Origin of the sequence: Kaistia hirudinis, assembly GCF_014196455.1 — a bacterium.
GTDB lineage: Bacteria > Pseudomonadota > Alphaproteobacteria > Rhizobiales > Kaistiaceae > Kaistia > Kaistia hirudinis.
Genome location: NZ_JACIDS010000005.1, coordinates 104,867 through 124,022, shown reverse-complemented (window position 1 = coordinate 124,022; position 19,156 = coordinate 104,867). Strand labels below are relative to the sequence as shown.

The window sequence follows — 19,156 nt, the reverse complement described above, 5'->3', positions numbered from 1 at the left end:
TGTGCCGGCCGGATTCGTTCCGCTGCGCCCACCTCCGATGAGCGCGCGCATCCGGCAACAATATGGCGCACGCCCCGCACGCTTGCGAAAGATGTCGCGCACTGGTCGCCAACACGCTGCGATGCCCGGAACATTCGGCATTTTAACTATTCCGGCGAAGCGCGGTTAACGAAGCGCGCCCTAGCTTTCGCATGGGTGGCGATGGTGATTCGAGACTGATGGCTCTCAAACTTGAACTGAAGGCGGGCGAACGATTGCGGCTCGGCGACTGCGTCCTCGTCAATGGCGGCGCCCGCGCGACGCTCCTGATCGAGGGCGATACGCCCGTGCTGCGCGAGACCGAGATCATCGATCCGGCCGAGGCCGATTCGGCGGCCAAGCGGCTCTATCTCGCCGTCCAGTCGATGCATCTGTCACGCCGCCCGCGCGGATTCCTGACCGACTACGCCTTCCACGCCGGCGAGATCGCCGCCTCTTCCCCGACGCTGAAGCCGATGATCGAGGCGATCGACGATCTCGTCGCGGCAGGCCGCTACTACAAGGCGATGCGGGCCGCGCGGCACCTGATCGACGCGGAAACGCGCCGCGCCGCCTGAGGCTTCCTGCACGGGTCGGACGCTAATACGCGCCAGGCGCGGCGGAGAAGCCGGCGCGCGGCATCGTGGCAGCCGGACGGCGGCGGCCGGGTTTCGGGGCGAGCGGATCGGAGGCGGCCTGCGCAGCGGCGAGCGCCGCCAGATCGATCTGCAGCACCGAGACGAATTCCTCGTGGCGGCGGCGCAGCCGCTCGACGGAGCCGGGAACATGCGCCTCGATCTCCGCGCCGATGGTGCGGAGCAGGTCGAGCTCGCCGAGATAGGCGCGGGCATAGTCGTTCTTGGCTGGCTCCAGCGCCGCTGCCGCGACCATCCGGCCGGAGCGCAACAATTCGCTCTCTGCCTCGATCAGTTGCAGCAGTGCCTCCATCGTGGCCTCGATGCGCGCGCAGATCGCCTCGGCGTCGCCGGGACCCTGCACATGCGGCAGACCTGTCGGGATCGGAGCGGAGCTGGCTTCGAGACGGGGCACCGGAGCATCCTCGTTCTGTCGGGCGCGGCGGATCAGGGGCGGCGTATCGGCGCTGAAACCGGATGCTCCATTAAGCATTCGTCATGCTTAACAAAACCTATCCACAGCGACGCTCTGCCGGCTTCCATCCGCCCTTGCGCATATGGTCGGCGCCGCCGCCGAGGGCAAGCCGCCCGACGATTCGGCGGCCGGTCAGAGGGCCAGGCCGGACCCTCGCCGGTGCCCCGGACCGGCCTGATAGGACGCCGACTAAGCGCGATTCAGGAGGCGTTCCGCCAGCTTCCGGCCCACTTCCTGCATAGTGATTCGCAGGGTGGGAAGCGGTGTTGTCCTCAGTCGGTCGCATCGCTATATTCCGCGCCGCAAAACCACCGACCCAGGGGTTGTTCATGACGCTACATACTCTTGAAGAGTATCGGCCCTCCGAGACCGAACCCTTCATGAACGAGCGGCAAAGGGAGTATTTCCGTAAGAAGCTCCTCGCCTGGAAGGAAGACATTCTCAAGGAATCGCGCGAGACGCTGCAGCACCTGCAGGACGACAACCAGAACCATCCCGATCTCGCCGATCGCGCCTCCTCGGAGACGGATCGGGCCATCGAGCTTCGGGCGCGTGACCGCCAGCGCAAGCTGATTTCCAAGATCGATGCCGCGCTCCAGCGCATCGACGATGGCAGCTATGGTTATTGCGAGGAGACGGGTGAGCCGATCAGCCTGAAGCGGCTGGACGCCCGCCCGATCGCAACGCTGTCGATTGAGGCGCAGGAGCGGCATGAGCGCCGCGAGCGCGTCTATCGCGACGACTAGTGGGAAATGGAGAGCCGGCGCGGCGCGCCGGCTCTGGCGAAACGTCACCTCTCCCGGGGAGGGGTGAGACCATAGACCGCCACCAAGGCGCGGATACGGGCCATGCGGTGTGGCGAAGCACTCTGCCGCCACGGGTGCTCCGGCGTGCCGGGCACCGGCAATCCAGGCTTCAGCGCTTGTTGCCCGAAATCTCGCCGAGCAGGCGGGCCATTTCCTTTTCGAGATCGCCGACCTGCGCATTGCGCGCTGGCGTCTCGCTCTCGTCTCCCTCCGCGATCGACGGCTCGATCCGCCCGCCATGGGAGAGGATCGGCGCATTCTCGTCGAAAGCCTCGTCGATGCCGACAGGCCGGTCATCGCGCGTCGGCGGCTCGACTTCGGGAGCGGCCTCCTGCAGCGCGAGCTCCGGCTCGAGCTCGACCATCGGCTCGAAGCGGAGCGGCTGGGCCGGCGCGCTGTCCGGCAGGCCATAGGGCTCCTCGCCGAAGGCCGGGTTTTCGAGCGGCGGGGCGGGCGGCACATTCGAGCGGAACGGCGACTGGCGCGGCGCCGCCACGGGCTCGCTCTCTGGCTCCGATCGCGCCGGCTCCGGCCGGGCCGCGTCGCGGCCGAAAGGCGAACCGGTCGAGCGCTGCAGCGGGCGGGCCTGCTCCAGAACCCGGTTGCGCGACTCGCGTCGTGCGGCCGCCGATTCCTCGCTCTGCGGATGGCGCGAGCGCCCGCCCGTCAGAAATGCAGGGACGCCGCGCGGCGAACGGGCGGGTGCTGCGGCCTGCGGTGCACGCTCGGCCTGTGTCGGCGCCGGCTCGGGCGCAGCCTCCATCACCGGCTCGGGTGCGGGCGCGAAAGCGGGTTCCGGCTCGACGGCTTCGGGTTCGGGCCGGGGCGGCTCGGGCATGCGGGCCTCGGCCTGGCGCAGCTCGGCGGATCGCGATTCGGCCTGCGCGGCGGCGCGGGGCGGCTCGCTCAGGGGCGCCGCGGCCTTCGGCGCCGGCTGCGCGGCTGCGGCGGGGCGCGGCTGGCCTTCCATCCGGCGCTGGCCCGGCGGGGCGCGGACGATCGCCGCCTCCACCACGACATCGGACGGGCCGCCGATCAGCAGCAGATGCTCGACATTGTCGCGGCGGATGAGCACCAGGCGGCGGCGCTGGTCGATCGGCAGGGCGTCGAGCACGGACAGGCGCGGCTGGCGGCCGCGCTGGCTGTTCGCGCCGAAGCGTCCGCCCGAGAAGCGGCGGATCAGCCAGAACACGACCAGGATCAGCGCCAGGATGATCAGCAGCGTTACCGCGAACTGCGCGATCAGGGCGCCGGTCGTGCCCAGCATCGGTTCAAGATAGTCGCGCATCCCGGTCTCCTGACAAAAGTGCGGGTCCGCCACCCGCGCTCAATCGCTTGCCCTCGCACCGGCGGCGATCCGGTCCGATTCATGTCCAGCGCCGTTTTCGTGCGGGCGTCGCAGCTTGGCAAGGCCCAACCGCCTTACCCGCTCCATTCCACGCACGACGTTCGTTGGCAACCCGTCAACCATGAAAAGCGCGAGAATGCGCCGATTTCGAGCCCGATGCCGCAGGCTGTGTCATTTCGTTGGCGCTGGAGCGTCAGCGGCGCGGTGCCGCAGCGCCGCCGCCGGGCCCTCGCGCGGGCGGCTGCGTTGTAATCGCGCGCATTCCTCAGCATTGTGACGCAATCGGCGGCGTTCGATTCTCCGGCCCTCGGCGCACAGGCGCTGCGGGCCGGAACAGCCGCCCGAGCAGCATGGGCGCGAATGAACGATCGAATGCGCGATACACCCCTGGAGTGGCCGGCCATCGACCGCGGCGAGCGGAGCGGGGGCATAGGCCGCCTCGCGCTTCTGGCGGCGCTGTTTGTCGCTGCCGCGCTCGGCCTGGCGCTGCTGCCGCAGGAGATCGCGGAGCCCTTCGTCTATGTGCTGCTGGGGCTGCTGGCCCTCGTCGGCGTCTTCGCGCTGTTCGCGCTCGCCATCGGGCTGGTGCGCATTGGCGCCAAGGCGCCGCGCGACGAGCTCGCGCGCGGCTTCATCGACACGATGGCCGAGGGCCTCATCGTCACGGACCGCGAGGGGCGGATCCTCTACGCCAACCGCGCCTATGCGAGCCTGATCGGCGCCGAGGCGCAGCGCGACGTTCGCGTGGTCGAGCGCGTCTTTTCGGGCGACCAGGCGGCGAGCGAGGCGATCTACCGCCTGTCGCAGGCGATTCGCGCCGATCGCAGCGCGCTCGAAGAGGTGCGCATGGCGCATCCGATCGCCGGCACCGCCGGCGAGGGGCCGCGCTGGTACCGCATCCGCGTTCGCCCGGTGAAGGCCGGCGAGAGCGACCTCGTCGCCTGGCGCGTTTCCGACGTCACGGAGGAGCGCGAGCAGCAGGAGACGGTGTTCCAGGACCTGCAGCACGCGATCGATTATCTCGACCACGCGCCGGCCGGCTTCCTCTCCGCCGAGCCGGACGGGCGCATCGTCTATCTCAACGCGACGCTCGCCGAATGGCTCGGCATCGACCTGACCTTCTTCAAGCCGGGTTCGCTGCTGCTCACCGATATCGTGCGCGGCGACGGCGCGGCGCTGCTGAAGGCGGATCGCACCGCCACCGCCGAGGCGCGCACCGCGATCCTCGATCTCGACCTCGTCAAGCACAACGGGCAGATCCTGCCCGTGCGCTTCCTCAACAAGATCCCTTATCGCGCGGATGGCGCGCCGGGCGCGACGCGGACCATCGTGCTCAACCGCAGCCCCGGCGAGGACGTGTCGGAGGCGCTCCGCGCCGCCGAAGTGCGCTTCTCGCGCTTCTTCAATTATACGCCCTTCGCCATCGCCTCGATCGACCGTTCCGGCCGCATCGGCCAGACCAATGCCGCCTTTGCGCGCCTGTTCGGGCCGGTGAAGCTCGAAGGGCCCTCGCGGGCGCGGCTCACGGATTTCGTCGCCGACGCCGGCAAGCCGGCGCTGGAAGCGGCGATCGAATCCGCCGCCGGCGGCATCAGCGAGATCGCGCCGATCGACGGGCTGATCGCCGGCAGCGGCGAGCGCAATGTCCGCTTCTATGTCAGCGCGGTGGAGGAGGCGGCCCGCGACGACGAGATCGCCATCGTCTATGCGCTGGAAACGACCGAGCAGCGCGCGCTCGAATCGCAGTTCGCGCAGAGCCAGAAGATGCAGGCTGTCGGCCAGCTCGCCGGCGGCGTCGCGCACGACTTCAACAATGTGCTGACGGCGATCATCGGCTTCTCCGACCTGCTGCTCGCCAACCACCGCCCGTCCGATCCGTCCTTCCAGGACATCATGAACATCAAGCAGAATGCGAACCGCGCCGCCGGCCTCGTGCGGCAGCTGCTCGCCTTCTCGCGCCGCCAGACGCTGCGCCCGCAGACGCTCGCGATCGGCGACGTGCTTTCCGACCTCTCGATCCTGCTCGAGCGGCTGCTCGGCGAGAAGGTGAAGCTCTCGCTGGTGCATGGGCGCGACGTCTGGCCGATCAAGGCGGATTTGAACCAGTTCGAGCAGGTCGTCATCAATCTCGCGGTGAATGCGCGCGACGCGATGCCGTCCGGCGGCCAGCTCACCATCCGCACCAAGAATGTCGATGCCGAAGCGGTCGCCGCCTATGGCTATAAGGGCCTGCCGGCGGCGGATTATGTGCTGATCGAGGTGCAGGATACCGGCACGGGCATCCCGCCGGAAATCCAGGAAAAGATCTTCGAGCCGTTCTTCTCGACCAAGGAAGTCGGCAAGGGCACGGGCCTCGGCCTCTCCACCGTCTATGGCATCGTGCGCCAGACCGGCGCGCATATCTTCTTCGATAGCGCGGTCGGCAAGGGCACCACCTTCCGCATCTTCGTGCCGCGCCATGTCGAGGTCGAGACGAAGGTCGTCGAGGCCGTGCCGGAGAAGGCCGAGATCGCCGACCTGACGGGCAGCGCCAACATCCTGCTGGTCGAGGACGAAGAGGCGGTGCGCGCCTTCGCCGCCCGCGCGCTCGCCTCACGCGGATATAAGGTGCACGAGGCCGCATCGGGCACTGAGGCGCTGGAGATCATGGAGGAGACGGGCGGCTCGATCGACCTCGTCGTCTCCGACGTCGTCATGCCCGAACTCGACGGCCCCTCGCTGCTGCGGGAACTGCGCAAGACCCGCCCGGGCCTCAAGATCATCTTCGTCTCAGGCTACGCCGAAGACGCCTTCGCCAAGAACCTCCCCGAAGGCGAGACGTTCCACTTCCTGCCGAAGCCCTTCTCGCTGAAGCAACTGGCGACGGCCGTGAAGGAGGCGTTGGGGGAGTAGGAGGGGCGATCGGGGGATCGCTGGACGCGTTTGGACTGCGTGAAGCCGACGGCGCATGGCCCGGCGATTGCTACCCGATCGCCGACGATTGTCTCCGGTTTTTCCCTCCCCAAACTCCCCCAGCCGCCTCGACAAAGCTTATCACCTTCAACGTCGGCCGTTCGGCCGGAGGCGCCGACCCGGGGTGCCAATTCGCCGTGGCGAAAGCGCCTCCTGGGCAGAAATCGCCCCGACATTGACCGGGATCAATTCTTCGGATCGGGCCCATGGTCGAATGGCAGCCGCGGCGTGAGCCTGCGCTTGGGCTCGCCGGGAGGAGAGCCGGGGCCGAGAGCGGATTGAGGCGGCTCGACCGGCGGTGTTCCGACCTCTCATGTGCGGCTCCGAACGCGCGGGCCTCGCGCGAGGCGGACGAAGAAGGGGGCTTCGCGATGTGCCTGGTTTGCGATTGGATGAAGATTGCCGGCAATGGCGTGCCATCGTCGCGGCGGGAGGTGCTGCGCGGCGCGGGTCTGTTCGTGGCGGCCGCGGTGGTCGCGCCGTCACTGGGCGTTGCCGCGGAAGCGCCGGCCAGGCGACAGCCTGCGACGCCGCAGGAAGGGAAGGCCGACTGGCTGTTCCTCAACGGGACGATCCACACCGTCAATTCTGCGCAGCCTTCGGCCGAGGCCGTCGCGGTCCGTGGCGACACGATCGTGTATGTCGGCGATGCCGCCGGAGCGGAGGCATGGCGCGGCCCGGCGACGCGGGTCGTCGATCTCCATGCCGGCATGCTGCTGCCCGGCTTCGTCGATGCCCATGACCACCTCGCCATGGCGGCGGTCAGCAAGCTGGGCGTGAACATCCGCGGACTCGTTGGCAAGGACAAGATCCTGGACACCGTCCGACAGTGGATCGCGACGCAGCCGCTCGACGCACCACTACGCGGCCATGGATGGACCGTAGGCGTTTCCTTCGAGGAGGGTTATCCGCGGCGCGAGTGGCTGGACGAGCTCACCGGCGATCGACCGATGTATATCTTCAACGCCGATGCGCATGATCTCTGGTTCAATACGGCGGCAATGAAGGCGGCAGGGCTCGACAAGGACAGTCCCGATCCCGATCCCGGCAAGCAATATTACAAGCGCGACCCCGACGGATCGCTGACGGGCTCTGCGGTGGAAGCCGCAGCCGCACTCCCGATCGCCATGGCCCTTGGCATGAGCTCGCTTGAAGCTATTCGCGAGTCGCAGCGGCTGACGATTGACCGCGCCCCTTCGTATGGGATGACGACCTATATGGACGCTGGCGTGCTCGCCGGCCCGACCAACGAGGCTGCCGAAGGGGTGTGGCGCGATCTCATCGAGCGGGACAATCGCGGCGAACTGCCGGTCCGAATCGTCGGCACGGTCTTCACCCGCAACGTGGGCGACGATCCGCAGGCGATCGCCGCCGAGCTCGTCGACTGGAGCGCGCGACTGCGCTCCCCCCATGTACAGATCTCGATCTGCAAGATGTGGGTGGACGGAACCGCCATGGCCGGCACTTCGCTGATGCTGGAGCCCTTCGCCAATCAGCCGGACTTCAGGGGCACGATCACGCTGCCGCCGAGCCACATCAAGGCGCAGATCGAGGCGACGCAGCGCGCCGGGTTCGACATGCACATCCATGCCGACGGCGACGGCTCAGTCCGCGCAGTGCTCGATGCGCTCGAAGAGGTGCAGGCACAGCTCGGCCCACAGGGGCGGCGGCATACGATCTGCCATCTCAGCCTGACGCATCCCGACGACGTGAAGCGCTTCAAGCCGCTCGGCATCATCGCCAACGGCACGCCGCTATGGGCCACGAACTATGACGGCGTCTATATCGAGCAGTACAAGGCTCTGTTCGGCGCCGAGCGCATGGAAGAGCGCATGTATCCCTATGGCGACCTCGTGCGCTCTGGCGCGACGGTCACTTTCGGTGCCGATCTGCCCGGCGTGGACATCGACGAGGTGCCGCCGCTGATACAGCTCGAGGCGACCGTCACGCGCCAACGGCCCGGCTTCCCCAATGATCCCGCCATGGTCCCGCGGCAGCGGATCAGCGTCGAGGAGGCGATCCGTGGCTATACGATCAACGGCGCCTATCAGCTTCGTCTGGAAGACCAGATCGGCTCGATCGAGGTCGGCAAGAAGGCTGACTTGGTCGTCCTGGCGGCAAGCCTCTTCGAAGTCGACCCCCACGACATCCACCGCGTCCCCGTGCTGCTCACGCTGATGGACGGCAAGGCTCGCCACGACAAGCTGCCTGCCTAACGCGGGCGGCAGCCTCATGTCGCCTCGGCAGGTCTCTCCCCAAACTCCCCCAGCACCGCCTCGACAAAACTCTTCACCTTCACGGTCGGGCGGCGTCCGGCGGGGTAGAGGATGTGCATGGGGCGGGCCGGGCCTTCGTAGTCTGGGAGGACGCGGACGAGGCGGCCGGCGGCGATTTCCGGGAGCAGGACGCTGACGGGGCCGAGGGTGATGCCGAAGCCGTCCAGCGCGGCCTGGAGCAGCGCCTTCCAGTCATTGACCCGTACGCGGCCTTTGGCGCGGACTTCTTCCGACCTGTCGTCCTTGGTGAAGACCCAGCGGCAGGATGCCGAGGAGGGTGACCAGGACGCATAGGCGAGGCAGTCGTGCTGCGCGAGATCCGCCGGCGTCGCGGGCGTGCCGCGGGCGGCGAGATAGGCCGGCGCGGCGGCGGCGATGAGGCGGTAGGGCGCCAGCGGATGGGCGATGAGGGCGCTGTCCTCGATGGCGCCGATGCGGATGATGACTTCGAAGCCGTCTTCCAGCGGATCGATGAAGCGGTCATTCAGCGTCAGATCGACCTGCATGTCCGGGAAGCGCTGAAGATAGCGGCTGACGAAGGGCGCCAGCTGGAAGGCGCCGAAGGTCACGGGCGCATTGACCCGCAGCACGCCCTTGGGCTGCGTCTTCATGGCGTGGGCGAGGTCGTCCGCCGCTTCCGCCTCCGTCAGGATCAGCCGGCAGCGCTCATAATAGGCGCGGCCGACATCGGTGAGGCTCTGCCGGCGCGTGGTGCGATGGAGGAGCGTGGTGCCGAGCCGGTCCTCCAGATGGACCACGTGCTTGGCCACCATCTGCGGTGACATGTGCATCGCCTCGGCCGCTGCGGCGAAAGAGCCGAGATCGGCCGCCCGGACGAAGACGGCCATGCTGGTGAAACGGTCCATTCATTCCCTCTCGTGGGTTGGGAATCTCTATCCGAAATCACAATTTATTCCCGATCCGGCGCGGAATAAAGCTCTGCCATCGAAAGCCAAGCGATGGAGTGCGCCATGAAGATCGGAATTATCGGAGCGGGGTTTGTCGGGCGGGCGGTCGGCAAGCTCGCCGTGAAGGCCGGGCATGAGGTCATGCTCAGCAATTCGCGCGGGCCGCAGACGCTGTTCAGCACGGGCTATGGCATCGGCGCCCGTGTCGGCACCACGGAGGAGGCGATCGCCTTCGGCGACGTGGTCGTGGTCGCGATACCGCTCGCCGCCTATGCGTCCATCCCGGTCGCGCCCCTGGCCGGCAAGATCGTGATCGACGCCAACAACTATTATTTCGAGCGCGACAGTCACATCGCGGCGCTGGATCGCCGGGAGACGACGACCTCGGAAATGCTGGCCGCGCATCTGCCTGCCGCCCGCATTGTGAAGGCGTTCAATGCCGTGAAGATGACGGACCTCGAGGTCGATGGACGGCCGGCCGGCGCGGCGGATCGCAAGGCCCTCCCGCTCGCCGGCGATGATGCGGAAGGCAAGGCCGTCGTGGCCGGGCTCTATGAGGCCTTCGGCTTCGACGCCGTCGATGCCGGGCCGCTGGCCGAGGGCTGGCGTTTCGAGCGCGACATGCCCGCCTATTGCACGCGGCTCGGCAAAACGGATCTCGAGCGGGCGCTGGCTGCGGCGCTTCGCGCGGCGGCATGAAGCGGAGAGACGTGGCGGCCGGGACGGTCTAACCTTTGCGGGATTCAACGCCGATTGTCGGAATTCCCGCATGCATGCCCGCGTCCTGGACCTTGATCCCGCCACCCGCCACGTCTCCCTCGACGCCAAGGACCCCGCCTTCTTCCAGAACCCGTATCCCGCCTTCGAAGCCATCCGCGCCGAAACGCCGGTGTTCTTCTGGAAGCAGTACGGGCTCTGGTGCTTCGTGAATGCGGATGACGTCAACGCGCTGTTCCGCGACCGCCGGTTCGGGCGCGAAATCCTGCATGTCGCGACGCGGGAAGAGGTCGGCCTGCCGGAGCCCGAGCCGCGGCTGAAGCCGTTCTACGATGTCGACAGCCTGTCGATGCTGGAGCGCGAACCGCCGGCGCATACGCGCCTGCGGACGCTGGTCAACCGCGCCTTCGTCTCGCGCCAGATCGAGAAGCTGCGTCCGCGCATCGAAAAGCTCTCGCATGAGCTGATCGACCGCTTCGAGGGCCGGGGCGAGGCGGAGCTGATCGCGGATTTTGCGACGCCGATTCCGGTCATCGTCATTGCGGAACTGCTCGGCGTTCCGGCTGATCGGGCCGACGATCTGCTCGACTGGTCGCACAAGATGGTCGCGATGTACCAGTTCGGGCGGACGCGCGAGCAGGAGGACGCCGCCGTCGCGGCCACGCTCGCCTTTTCGGATTTCCTGCGCGGCTACATCAATGAGCGGCGCGGCAAGCCGGCGGACGACCTGATCTCGACGCTGATCGCGGCCGAGGAGGCGGGCGACAAACTGACCGAGGACGAGCTCGTCACGTCGTGCATCCTGCTGCTCAATGCCGGGCACGAGGCGACCGTGCACGCGACCGGCAATGGCGTGAAGGCGATCCTCGAATCCGGTCTCGATCCCAAGGCGCTGTTTGCAGATGCGGAGCGGATAGCGGCCACGGTCGAGGAGTGCATGCGCTTCGATCCGCCGCTGCATTTCTTCGCGCGCTATGTGCTGGAGGATCTCGATTATCGCGGGCTCAGCCTCAAGAAGGGCGAGCGCGTCGGCCTCGTGATCGGCGCGGCCAATCGCGATCCTGCCCGCTTCGAGCAAGCCGCGCGCTTCGATCCCGGCCGCCCGCCGCTCGCCAATGTCTCCTTCGGCGGCGGCATCCATTTCTGCATCGGCGCGCCGCTTGCCCGGCTCGAAATGCAGACGTCGATGCCGATCCTGTTCGAGCGGCTGCCGAAGCTGCGGCTCGCGGGCGAGCCGCTCTATCGCGACGCCTATCACTTCCACGGCCTCGCTGCGCTTCACGTCGCATGGTGAGAGGCCCGGGGTGGGGTGCTATGGTCGCTTCCAAGAAAACGAGGGGAGCAACCATGCGGCATTTCATTGCCAGAGGCGCGGGCCTGCTCGCGCTCGTCGCGCTGGCCGGCACGGCATCCGCCGAGACGGTTCTCGGGACGCCGCTCGCGCCGCCGGCGCTGAACGCTGACGTCACCGGCGCGGTGGCGAAGCACTTCACCGATGCCGGCGGGCTCGTCTTCAAGGATCTGAAGCCGTCCAAGGCGCGCGGCGGCAAGGGCTATTGCGGCAAGGTGGCGACCGCCGCCGATGCGCCCTTCGTGCCGTTCCAGGTCATCCTCGAAGCGGGCGCGGCGCCCTCCGTCCTGCTGCTCTCCGATGCGGATGGCGCGAGCCCGGCGATCTCTGAGGAGAACGCTACGCTGCTGCTCAAGAACGCCGGGTGCCTGGAGTGACACGTTGATCGAGGGCAAGCCCAGCGCCACGGCGTTCCGTGCGGCGTGCCGGCGCGCCGCGCATCAGTTGGTCGACCGGCCGCTGATCCTCGAGGATCCGCTGGCGCTCCCCATCATCGGCGGCGATCGCGGCTCCGCGATCGCGCGCGACGAGCTTTCGCGCGCCGATTCGCCGGGGGGCACGGCGCTGCGCCTCTTCCTCGCGGCGCGCAGCCGCTATGCCGAGGACCGGCTGGCGCTCGCCGTGTCGCGCGGAGTCCGCGCGGCCGTTGTGCTCGGCGCCGGGCTCGACACCTTCGCCTATCGCAATCCCTTCGCGGCCGAGGGGCTCGTGGTCTTCGAGGTCGATCATCCCGCAACGCAGGCCTGGAAGAAGAAGCAGCTCGCCACGACGGGGATCAAGGTGCCGGAGGGCGTCACCTTCGTGCCGGTCGATTTCGCCGTCGATCGGCTGGACGAGAAGCTGGCCGCGGCCGGCCTCGATCCGGCGGCGCCCGCCTTCTTCTCCTGGCTCGGCGTCGTGCCCTATCTGACGCTGGATGCGATCGTCTCGACGCTCACGGTCATCGCATCACGGCCGGGGGCGAGCGAGGTGGTGTTCGACTATGCCGAGCCGCCGGGGAAGCTCGAAAAGCTGCAGCGCCTTGCCTTCGAGACGCTGGCGGGCCGCGTCGCACAGCTCGGCGAACCCTTTGTCAGCTATTTCACCCCGGCCGATATCGCCCGCCGGCTCGCCGATCTCGGCTTCACCGGTGTCGAGACATTTTCAGGGCCGGAGCTCGGGGCGCGCTATCTGGCCGCGCCTTCGGCGCTCGACCGGGCCGGGGTCGGCCATGTCGTCGCCGCGCGGCGCGGCTGAGGCGGCGTCTCAAGGCTCGCGATCATCTCGAACCCCTGGATCTCGCGCAGCAGCTTCATGCGCACAGCCTCGCGAAAGCCATCGAGCGTCACGGCCGGCTGGACGAACGCGGCGGGGCCGCCGATGACGTCGGTTTCGAAATAGGCGATCAGGTCCGCCGCGCTGACCTGGTCCGGCCGGCCGCTCTCGTCCCGCTGTTCGGCGCCGAAGGAGATCGGTAGGCCGTTGATGCTGATGCCCTTGCCGACGAGGCGGGCGCGGACCGTGGCGAGCGGAATGCCGCGATTGCTGGTCCCGTCGCCGGAAACGTCGATCACCTGACGCGTGCCCGCATAGGGGCTCGCCGCGAACAGGCTCTCGGCCCGAGCCAGCGCATCGCCGATCGCCGTGCCGTGGGTGAGCTGACCGGGCACGCGGCTGCCGATCGTCTCCGCCAGCGCGTCGGCGCTCGCCGGCCCGTCGACGAGCGTCCACGGCACGATAACCGTCTGCCGGCCTTCGCCGCCCCATTCCATGACCGTGACGGCGATCTTGCCCCGGCGGCCGGCGAGGATCGCCTGCTGGACGGCGCGATCGCGGAATGCCTCGGCGAAGCCCATCAACTGCAGCACCCGCTCTCCATAGCTCATCGAGGAGGAGACGTCGGTTGCGATGACGAGTTCGAGATCGACCATCTCGGATGCTGTGCTCTTTTCGGCCGGCCAAGCGAAGGCGATCAGCACGGCCCAAAGAAATACCGCTGGAATCGACATCGCATCGCAGCAAAGTCCTGCAATCTTCCTGTGCCCCATCACAGTCATTCCGAGTCTTCGCGCGGTGCGGCCTTGCCCTCGACCCACCTCGTCTTTATCGCTTGAACGATAGGCGGGGATTGTTGCAGGATTGTTCGAGGCGGAGGGAGCCGCGATGATGGAAGTTCTGCGATACCGGGGCATAGTGTTCGACGGATCGCTTCTGTCTGCGCGGCTCGACGATCAGACGGAGATCCGTTTCACCCGCTCGGAACGCGCTTTGCTGGCGCAGTTCACGCGCCATCCCGGCGTGATGCTGTCGCGCAACCAGTTGCTCGATGCGATCGACGGCGAGGGCTCGGACAGTTCGGACCGCCGGGTCGACTTCATCATTAACCGCCTGCGCGCCAAGCTCGGCGATCCGGCGCGCTCGCCGCGCCTGATCGAGACCCGCTATGGCGAGGGCTATGTGTGGATCGCCGATCGCGTGCGGGCGGAGATTCCGGCCGGCACATTGCTGGTGATCGGCCCGGTCCATGGCGTGCCGGCCGGCGCGGCCTCGTCATTCGTGCAGGGCTTCCTGGCGGCGCTCGACCGCGCATTCCGGGCGCAGGCGGCGCCCGGCGAGCCGGTGCTCCTGCTGCCGGACTGGAAGCCGGGTGCGCCGTCGTCCGCGCCACGCTTCTCGATCGAGATCAGCTTCGGCCTCCGCGGCGGAGTGTGGCACGGCGCGGCGCTGCTGCGCGAGGGCGTCCGGCGCGACATCCTCGTGGCGGAAAGGCTGGACTTCGCCGACCAGACCGCGGCGCATGCGGAGGCTGAGCGGCTCGCCGGGCTCTGCCGCGCGACGATGTGGCGGCATATGGCGCATAGCACGGCCCAAAGCGCGGTCACCCCGACCGAGCAGCCGCTCTATGTCCGCCTGTATGACGCCAGCCGGCGCTTCGCGCTGGCCGATCAAAGCTGGATCGAGATGGAAGCGCAGCTGCGCGCCGCGGGCGCCGATCGTTCGGACGAGCCCGAGGCCGCGCTCATGTGGGGCTGCCATCTCTATGCGCGGCTGCTGTTCGAGGGCGGCGCCGGCGGCCTGAGCGCGTCGGATCGCGCGGCGATCAGCGACGAGATCGAGCGGCGCGCCATCGCCAGCCTGCCGCATTGCGCCGGGCGGCCGCTACTGGTGCTCGCCGCCGCCAAGCTCTTGTTCTTCGTCGACCGGGGCTATGACGCGCTGGCGGAGGAACTCGCCGAGCAGGCCTTCGCGCAGAGCACGGCGCTCGCCGCCTCCTTCGCGATGATCGGCCAGATCAGGCTGTTTCGCGGCGAGCCGCAGGAGGCGATCGAATTGTTCGATCGCGGCATCGCGCTCACCGAGCGCGGCTCCGAATTCCACCTCTATCTGCTCACCTTCCGCCTGACGGCCGAACTCGCCGGCGGCGACCGGGCGGCGAGCGCGGCGTCATTCGCGGAGCTGTGCGCCCTCAATCCCCGATCACTGTTCGACGTCGGGCCGTTCATCGCCGAGGCGCGGGACGATGGCATGAATCCCGCCGTCCAGGCGCTGTTCGACCAGTTCGACCTGGCGCGGACCCGGGGCGCGGTCGCCTATCTGCATTTCGTCATGGGGCGGCATTTCCGCGTCGAGGCGCAGCGCGAGCGCATCCTGGCCGGCATTGTCTACCATGCGCGCCGCCGCTTCGGCGCCGACGCCATTCCCGAAGAGGTCCGGCAGGCGGTTCCGGGCCTCGTCGCTTAGGCCAGCCGTTGCCTCAGCGCAGCGCGACGGCGATCTCGGCGGCGAGGCGGGCATTGTTCTTCACCAGCGCGATATTGGTCGCGAGGCTCTTGCCGCCCGTGAGTTCGAGGATCCGGCCGAGAACGAAGGGCGTGACGGCCTTGGCGCGGACGCCTTCGCGCTCCGCATCGGCGATCGCCGCCTCGATATGGCCGCGCATGACCGAGGCCGGGATCTCGTCGGTGAGCGGAACGGGATTGGCGACCAGCACGCCGCCGGTGGTGCCGATCTCCTCGCGCTTGGCGACGAAGGCCGCAATCGCCGCGGGATCGTCGAGGCGGAGCGGCGAGGGGAGGCCGCTCTCGCGCGACCAGAACGCCGGCAATTGGTCCTGCCCGGCGGTCACGATCGGCACGCCGAGCGTCTCCAGCACCTCGAGCGTCTTGGGAATGTCGAGCAGCGCCTTGGCGCCGGCGCAGACGACGGTGACCGGCGTGCGCGCGAGCTCATAGAGATCGGCGGACACGTCGAAGCTCGTCTCGGCGCCGCGATGGACGCCGCCGATGCCGCCGGTCGCGAAGACGCGGATGCCGGCGAGATGGGCCGCGATCATCGTTGCCGCGACGGTGGTCGCGCCGGGACGGCCGGTCGAGAGCGCGAAGGCGAGGTCGGCGCGCGAGAGCTTCATGACGCCCTTCAGCGACGCGAGATGCTTCAGCTCCTCGGCCGTCAGGCCGACGCGGATCTTCCCGTCCATGATGGCGATCGTCGCCGGAACGGCGCCCGCCGCCCGCACGATCCGCTCCACGGCGAGCGCCGTCTCGATATTCTCCGGATAGGGCATGCCATGGGTGACGATGGTCGTCTCGAGCGCGACGATCGGGCGTCCCTCCGCTTTCGCGGTACGGACTTCATCGGAAAGGAGCAGGGTCTGGTCGAGCGACATGATCTCAGCACGGCAAGGGGAAAATTCGGCGAGAGGTGGACAGCATGTCACCGCGCCGGTCAAGCGGCAATGCGGGAGCCCACCCCGGCGGTCCCCCGGCAAAGGACACGCCTGTGAGCCTCTCGCCGCGACAGGCGGCCGGATACAGCCAATCCGCAGAGATTCGTAAAGGACTTCCTAGCAGCTTTGCCGCAAAAGCTGTGCCGATGTGGTAGATCGGCTGCTGTCGGCAGTCGCAGGAAATCCGATGTCCCTCGATTACAGCACCATCCTGATATCCGTCGGGTTCTCGGCGGCTGGTCTCGCGCTGGCCGTCCTCGGCGGCTGGCTGCTGGTGCGCAGCGAGCGCTTCATGCTGACCTGGGCCGTCGCGCTGGTGTTCATCGTGGGCAATGTGGTGGCCTATGGCCGGCACGTCAGTACGCCGTCACCTGTCATGGCCTGGCTTTCCATGGTGTTTCTGATGGTCGGCTTCGCGACCATCTACGGCGCTTCGGTGCAATTCGTCCGCGGTGTCTCGCCGGTCGTCCCCTCCATCCGGGCCGCCGTGCCGTTCGTCGTCGGCGTGTCGATCCCTATGGTCTTCGGGCTCGATGGCATCGCCTTCTTCATCGAGAATGCGGGCGCCGCCATCCTCTTCTTCATGACCGGGATCCGCTATTGGACCGCACGCGCCGAAGCACCGGCCGCCATCACCGCGATCGCCATCCTGCATGGCATCGTCGGGTTCGGCTTCGCGCTCTGCGCGCTGATGATCGCGCTCGGCGGAAAGGTCGTGCTCGACGGGCCGCCGCAGAACTGGGCCGAGGATCTCAGCCTCGTGGTTGGGCTGGTCGGCATGACCGGCATCGGCGCGCTGTCGCTCTCGCTCACGCAGTGGCGGCTCGGCGCGCGACATCGCCGCGACGCGCGCACCGATCCGCTGACCGGGCTGTTGAACCGCCGCGCGCTGTTCGAACTCTTCGGCAGCCGGCCGATCGAGGTTGGAACGGCGGTCATCGTGTTCGATCTCGATCACTTCAAGCAGATCAACGACAATTTCGGCCATGCGGCGGGCGACGAGGTTCTCCGCCGTTTCGCCGCGACGCTGCTGCGCCTGTCCGCGCCCGCAGGGCCCGAGCTGAGGGCGGCCCGCCTCGGCGGCGAGGAGTTCGCGCTGATCCTGCCCGCGACGCCGAAGCAGGTGGCGTTGCAGATGGCCGATCTCGTCCGCCGGCGCTTCGCAGCGGAAGTCTTCGAGGCCGGGCAGGGCACGATGAACTGCACGGCGAGCGCCGGCGTCGCCGTGGCCGAGAGCGATTCGTGCACCTTCGAGGCGACGCTGAACGCGGCCGACCGGGCGCTATACGAGGCGAAGTCGGCCGGGCGCGACCGCACCTTCCCGGCGCCGCGCCCGCTGCTGCTCTGAGGCTGCGCGCGGCGGCCTCCGCCGGATTGCGGCCCTGTGGACATAGCGGGAACACAGCGAAAAAAGACAAATCGCGACGATGGTTTGCGGGATTCCTTGCACATGCGAACAAAACATGTACATTGTCGGTGTTTGATCGACTCTGGCGACTATGGAATAAGGAAGTCGGGATGTCCCAAACCGTTCTCCGTCTCGTCGAAGGGGCCACAATGGACAAGTCGAAGGCGCTCGACGCGGCGCTCAGTCAGATCGAGCGCGCGTTCGGCAAGGGTTCGATCATGCGGCTCGGCAAGAACGAGAAGGTGGTCGAGGTCGGGACGGTGCCGACGGGATCACTCGGTCTCGACATCGCGCTCGGCATAGGCGGCCTGCCGCGCGGCCGTATCGTGGAGATCTATGGGCCGGAATCGTCGGGCAAGACGACGCTGGCGCTGCACACGATCGCGGAAGCGCAGAAGTCGGGCGGCATCTGCGCCTTCGTCGACGCGGAGCATGCGCTCGATCCGGTCTATGCGCGCAAGCTCGGTGTGAACCTGGACGATCTCCTGATCTCGCAGCCCGACACGGGCGAGCAGGCGCTCGAGATCACCGATACGCTGGTGCGCTCCGGCGCGATCGACATCCTGGTGGTCGATTCGGTCGCGGCGCTGACGCCGAAGGCCGAGATCGAGGGCGAGATGGGCGACAGCCTGCCGGGCCTGCAGGCGCGCTTGATGAGCCAGGCGCTCCGCAAGCTCACCGCTTCGATTTCCAAGTCGAACACCATGGTGATCTTCATCAACCAGATCCGCATGAAGATCGGCGTCATGTTCGGCAATCCCGAGACGACGACGGGCGGCAATGCGCTCAAGTTCTACGCCTCGGTGCGCCTCGATATCCGCCGCATCGGCGCGATCAAGGACCGCGACGAGGTGGTCGGCAACCAGACCCGCGTCAAGGTGGTGAAGAACAAGCTCGCCCCGCCGTTCAAGCAGGTCGAATTCGACATCATGTATGGCGAGGGCGTCTCCAAGACCGGCGAACTCATCGATCTCGGCGTCAAGGCGGGCATCGTGGAGAAGTCGGGCGCCTGGTTCTCGTATGACAGCCAGCGCCTCGGCCAGGGCCGCGAGAATGCCAAGACGTTCCTGCGCGACAATCCGGAGATCGCCCGGACGATCGAACTCGCGATCCGCCAGAACGCCGGCCTGCTCGCCGAAGCCCTGCTCGCAAAGGATGGCGGCGAGGATTCGGACGAGGCCATGGAGGCCTGATCTGCGAATCGCCTCGAGCGGGACGGTCTCGCTTTGCCTGTGGCATGCAGTGGGATAGCGGCCTCGAATGCGTGAGCGGGTTGGCCTGTCAGCCAATTCGCGACGCATCCTGTTGTATTCGGTGGTTTCGGACGGGCGAGCATGACACGGTCTTGGCCGCGAGCGGGTTCCGCCCGACTGCGGTTCAATGAAGGCGATCGAGGCGCGCGGGCTGGAGGCGATGCCTTGGTTGGGGGGGGCTGCGAAGTGCTGCCGGAGACCGTTTGGTCGCTCGCCCGAAGGGCGAGAGGGGGCGAGTGGCTTGGCCTGACTTCGTGCCTGTGTCTCGCTGCCGTCGTCGACGTCGCCAAAACATGCATCGTCG

At 67.9% G+C, this 19,156-nt stretch carries 16 protein-coding genes; 11 read left to right on the top strand and 5 right to left on the bottom strand.

Translation table 11 applies throughout. From position 1 onward, the window contains the following. The first annotated feature begins 218 nt into the window (after positions 1-218). Positions 219-596 (top strand): flagellar biosynthesis repressor FlbT, encoded by a 378-nt coding sequence (locus GGR25_RS19200; RefSeq protein ID WP_183400489.1) that lies wholly within the window; start codon positions 219-221, stop codon positions 594-596. A gap of 22 nt (positions 597-618) precedes the next feature. On the opposite strand, the gene GGR25_RS19195 is transcribed toward GGR25_RS19200, so the two are convergent. Continuing rightward, positions 619-1,068 carry a hypothetical protein gene (locus tag GGR25_RS19195; protein WP_183400488.1) on the bottom strand — a complete coding sequence of 150 codons (450 nt, stop codon included), beginning with the start codon at positions 1,066-1,068 and terminating at the stop codon, positions 619-621. A 389-nt stretch (positions 1,069-1,457) separates the two neighbouring features. Between GGR25_RS19195 and dksA the strand changes: the two genes are divergently transcribed. After that, positions 1,458-1,874: an RNA polymerase-binding protein DksA gene (gene dksA, locus GGR25_RS19190; RefSeq protein WP_183400487.1), complete on the top strand. Its 417-nt coding sequence runs from the start codon at positions 1,458-1,460 to the stop codon at positions 1,872-1,874. A gap of 169 nt (positions 1,875-2,043) precedes the next feature. Here the strand turns inward: dksA and GGR25_RS19185 are convergent, their stop codons facing one another. Continuing rightward, a complete protein-coding gene (locus GGR25_RS19185; protein ID WP_246410047.1) occupies positions 2,044-3,222 on the bottom strand; it encodes a flagellar biosynthetic protein FliO in 1,179 nt (392 codons plus the stop codon). Positions 3,223-3,654: 432 nt separating this feature from the next. On the opposite strand from GGR25_RS19185, the gene cckA reads away from it, so the two are divergent. Both cckA and GGR25_RS19175 read left to right on the top strand, forming a co-directional pair. Next, positions 3,655-6,174, top strand: coding sequence for a cell cycle histidine kinase CckA (gene cckA, locus GGR25_RS19180; protein WP_210300024.1), 2,520 nt, complete (start codon positions 3,655-3,657; stop codon positions 6,172-6,174). Positions 6,175-6,626: 452 nt separating this feature from the next. After that, positions 6,627-8,450: an amidohydrolase gene (locus GGR25_RS19175; protein WP_183400485.1), complete on the top strand. Its 1,824-nt coding sequence runs from the start codon at positions 6,627-6,629 to the stop codon at positions 8,448-8,450. 14 nt (positions 8,451-8,464) lie between these two features. Here GGR25_RS19175 and GGR25_RS19170 read toward each other — a convergent pair whose 3' ends face one another. Next, positions 8,465-9,376 (bottom strand): LysR family transcriptional regulator, encoded by a 912-nt coding sequence (locus GGR25_RS19170; protein ID WP_183400484.1) that lies wholly within the window; start codon positions 9,374-9,376, stop codon positions 8,465-8,467. Between the two features lie 105 nt (positions 9,377-9,481). Between GGR25_RS19170 and GGR25_RS19165 the strand changes: the two genes are divergently transcribed. The 4 genes from GGR25_RS19165 (at position 9,482) to GGR25_RS19150 (ending at position 12,722) form a co-directional block, all read left to right on the top strand. After that, positions 9,482-10,117, top strand: a complete 636-nt coding sequence (locus GGR25_RS19165) for an NADPH-dependent F420 reductase (protein WP_183400483.1) — start codon at positions 9,482-9,484, stop codon at positions 10,115-10,117. Positions 10,118-10,187: 70 nt separating this feature from the next. Further along, positions 10,188-11,429: a cytochrome P450 gene (locus GGR25_RS19160; protein ID WP_183400482.1), complete on the top strand. Its 1,242-nt coding sequence runs from the start codon at positions 10,188-10,190 to the stop codon at positions 11,427-11,429. 53 nt (positions 11,430-11,482) lie between these two features. Next, the gene (locus GGR25_RS19155; protein ID WP_183400481.1) at positions 11,483-11,863 is read left to right on the top strand and encodes a hypothetical protein; all 381 of its coding nucleotides are present in this window, start codon (positions 11,483-11,485) and stop codon (positions 11,861-11,863) included. Between the two features lie 4 nt (positions 11,864-11,867). Then, positions 11,868-12,722, top strand: a complete 855-nt coding sequence (locus GGR25_RS19150) for a class I SAM-dependent methyltransferase (RefSeq protein ID WP_183400480.1) — start codon at positions 11,868-11,870, stop codon at positions 12,720-12,722. On the opposite strand, the gene GGR25_RS19145 is transcribed toward GGR25_RS19150, so the two are convergent. Further along, positions 12,653-13,474: a DUF1194 domain-containing protein gene (locus GGR25_RS19145; RefSeq protein WP_183400479.1), complete on the bottom strand. Its 822-nt coding sequence runs from the start codon at positions 13,472-13,474 to the stop codon at positions 12,653-12,655. The genes GGR25_RS19150 and GGR25_RS19145 overlap by 70 nt on opposite strands. A gap of 154 nt (positions 13,475-13,628) precedes the next feature. Between GGR25_RS19145 and GGR25_RS19140 the strand changes: the two genes are divergently transcribed. Continuing rightward, entirely contained in the window at positions 13,629-15,206 is a 1,578-nt protein-coding gene (locus GGR25_RS19140) for a winged helix-turn-helix domain-containing protein (RefSeq protein ID WP_183400478.1), read from the top strand. A 13-nt stretch (positions 15,207-15,219) separates the two neighbouring features. Here GGR25_RS19140 and GGR25_RS19135 read toward each other — a convergent pair whose 3' ends face one another. Continuing rightward, positions 15,220-16,131 (bottom strand): pseudouridine-5'-phosphate glycosidase, encoded by a 912-nt coding sequence (locus tag GGR25_RS19135; protein ID WP_183400477.1) that lies wholly within the window; start codon positions 16,129-16,131, stop codon positions 15,220-15,222. Between the two features lie 247 nt (positions 16,132-16,378). On the opposite strand from GGR25_RS19135, the gene GGR25_RS19130 reads away from it, so the two are divergent. After that, on the top strand, positions 16,379-17,539 hold the full coding sequence (locus GGR25_RS19130) for a GGDEF domain-containing protein (RefSeq protein ID WP_183400476.1): 1,161 nt from the start codon (positions 16,379-16,381) through the stop codon (positions 17,537-17,539). A 170-nt stretch (positions 17,540-17,709) separates the two neighbouring features. Further along, positions 17,710-18,792, top strand: coding sequence for a recombinase RecA (recA, locus tag GGR25_RS19125; RefSeq protein ID WP_183400475.1), 1,083 nt, complete (start codon positions 17,710-17,712; stop codon positions 18,790-18,792). Positions 18,793-19,156 lie beyond the last annotated feature (364 nt).

Bases quoted from the DNA above. Each gene is read 5' to 3' on its own strand.
- GGR25_RS19170 (WP_183400484.1), bottom strand. From the start codon at position 9,376: ATGGACCGTTTCACCAGCATGGCCGTCTTCGTCCGGGCGGCCGATCTC.
- GGR25_RS19140 (WP_183400478.1), top strand. From the start codon at position 13,629: ATGATGGAAGTTCTGCGATACCGGGGCATAGTGTTCGACGGATCGCTT.
- GGR25_RS19135 (WP_183400477.1), bottom strand. From the start codon at position 16,131: ATGTCGCTCGACCAGACCCTGCTCCTTTCCGATGAAGTCCGTACCGCG.
- dksA (WP_183400487.1), top strand. From the start codon at position 1,458: ATGACGCTACATACTCTTGAAGAGTATCGGCCCTCCGAGACCGAACCC.
- GGR25_RS19185 (WP_246410047.1), bottom strand. From the start codon at position 3,222: ATGCGCGACTATCTTGAACCGATGCTGGGCACGACCGGCGCCCTGATC.
- GGR25_RS19160 (WP_183400482.1), top strand. From the start codon at position 10,188: ATGCATGCCCGCGTCCTGGACCTTGATCCCGCCACCCGCCACGTCTCC.
- GGR25_RS19145 (WP_183400479.1), bottom strand. From the start codon at position 13,474: ATGTCGATTCCAGCGGTATTTCTTTGGGCCGTGCTGATCGCCTTCGCT.
- recA (WP_183400475.1), top strand. From the start codon at position 17,710: ATGTCCCAAACCGTTCTCCGTCTCGTCGAAGGGGCCACAATGGACAAG.
- GGR25_RS19175 (WP_183400485.1), top strand. From the start codon at position 6,627: ATGAAGATTGCCGGCAATGGCGTGCCATCGTCGCGGCGGGAGGTGCTG.
- cckA (WP_210300024.1), top strand. From the start codon at position 3,655: ATGCGCGATACACCCCTGGAGTGGCCGGCCATCGACCGCGGCGAGCGG.
- GGR25_RS19130 (WP_183400476.1), top strand. From the start codon at position 16,379: ATGTCCCTCGATTACAGCACCATCCTGATATCCGTCGGGTTCTCGGCG.
- GGR25_RS19155 (WP_183400481.1), top strand. From the start codon at position 11,483: ATGCGGCATTTCATTGCCAGAGGCGCGGGCCTGCTCGCGCTCGTCGCG.
- GGR25_RS19165 (WP_183400483.1), top strand. From the start codon at position 9,482: ATGAAGATCGGAATTATCGGAGCGGGGTTTGTCGGGCGGGCGGTCGGC.
- GGR25_RS19200 (WP_183400489.1), top strand. From the start codon at position 219: ATGGCTCTCAAACTTGAACTGAAGGCGGGCGAACGATTGCGGCTCGGC.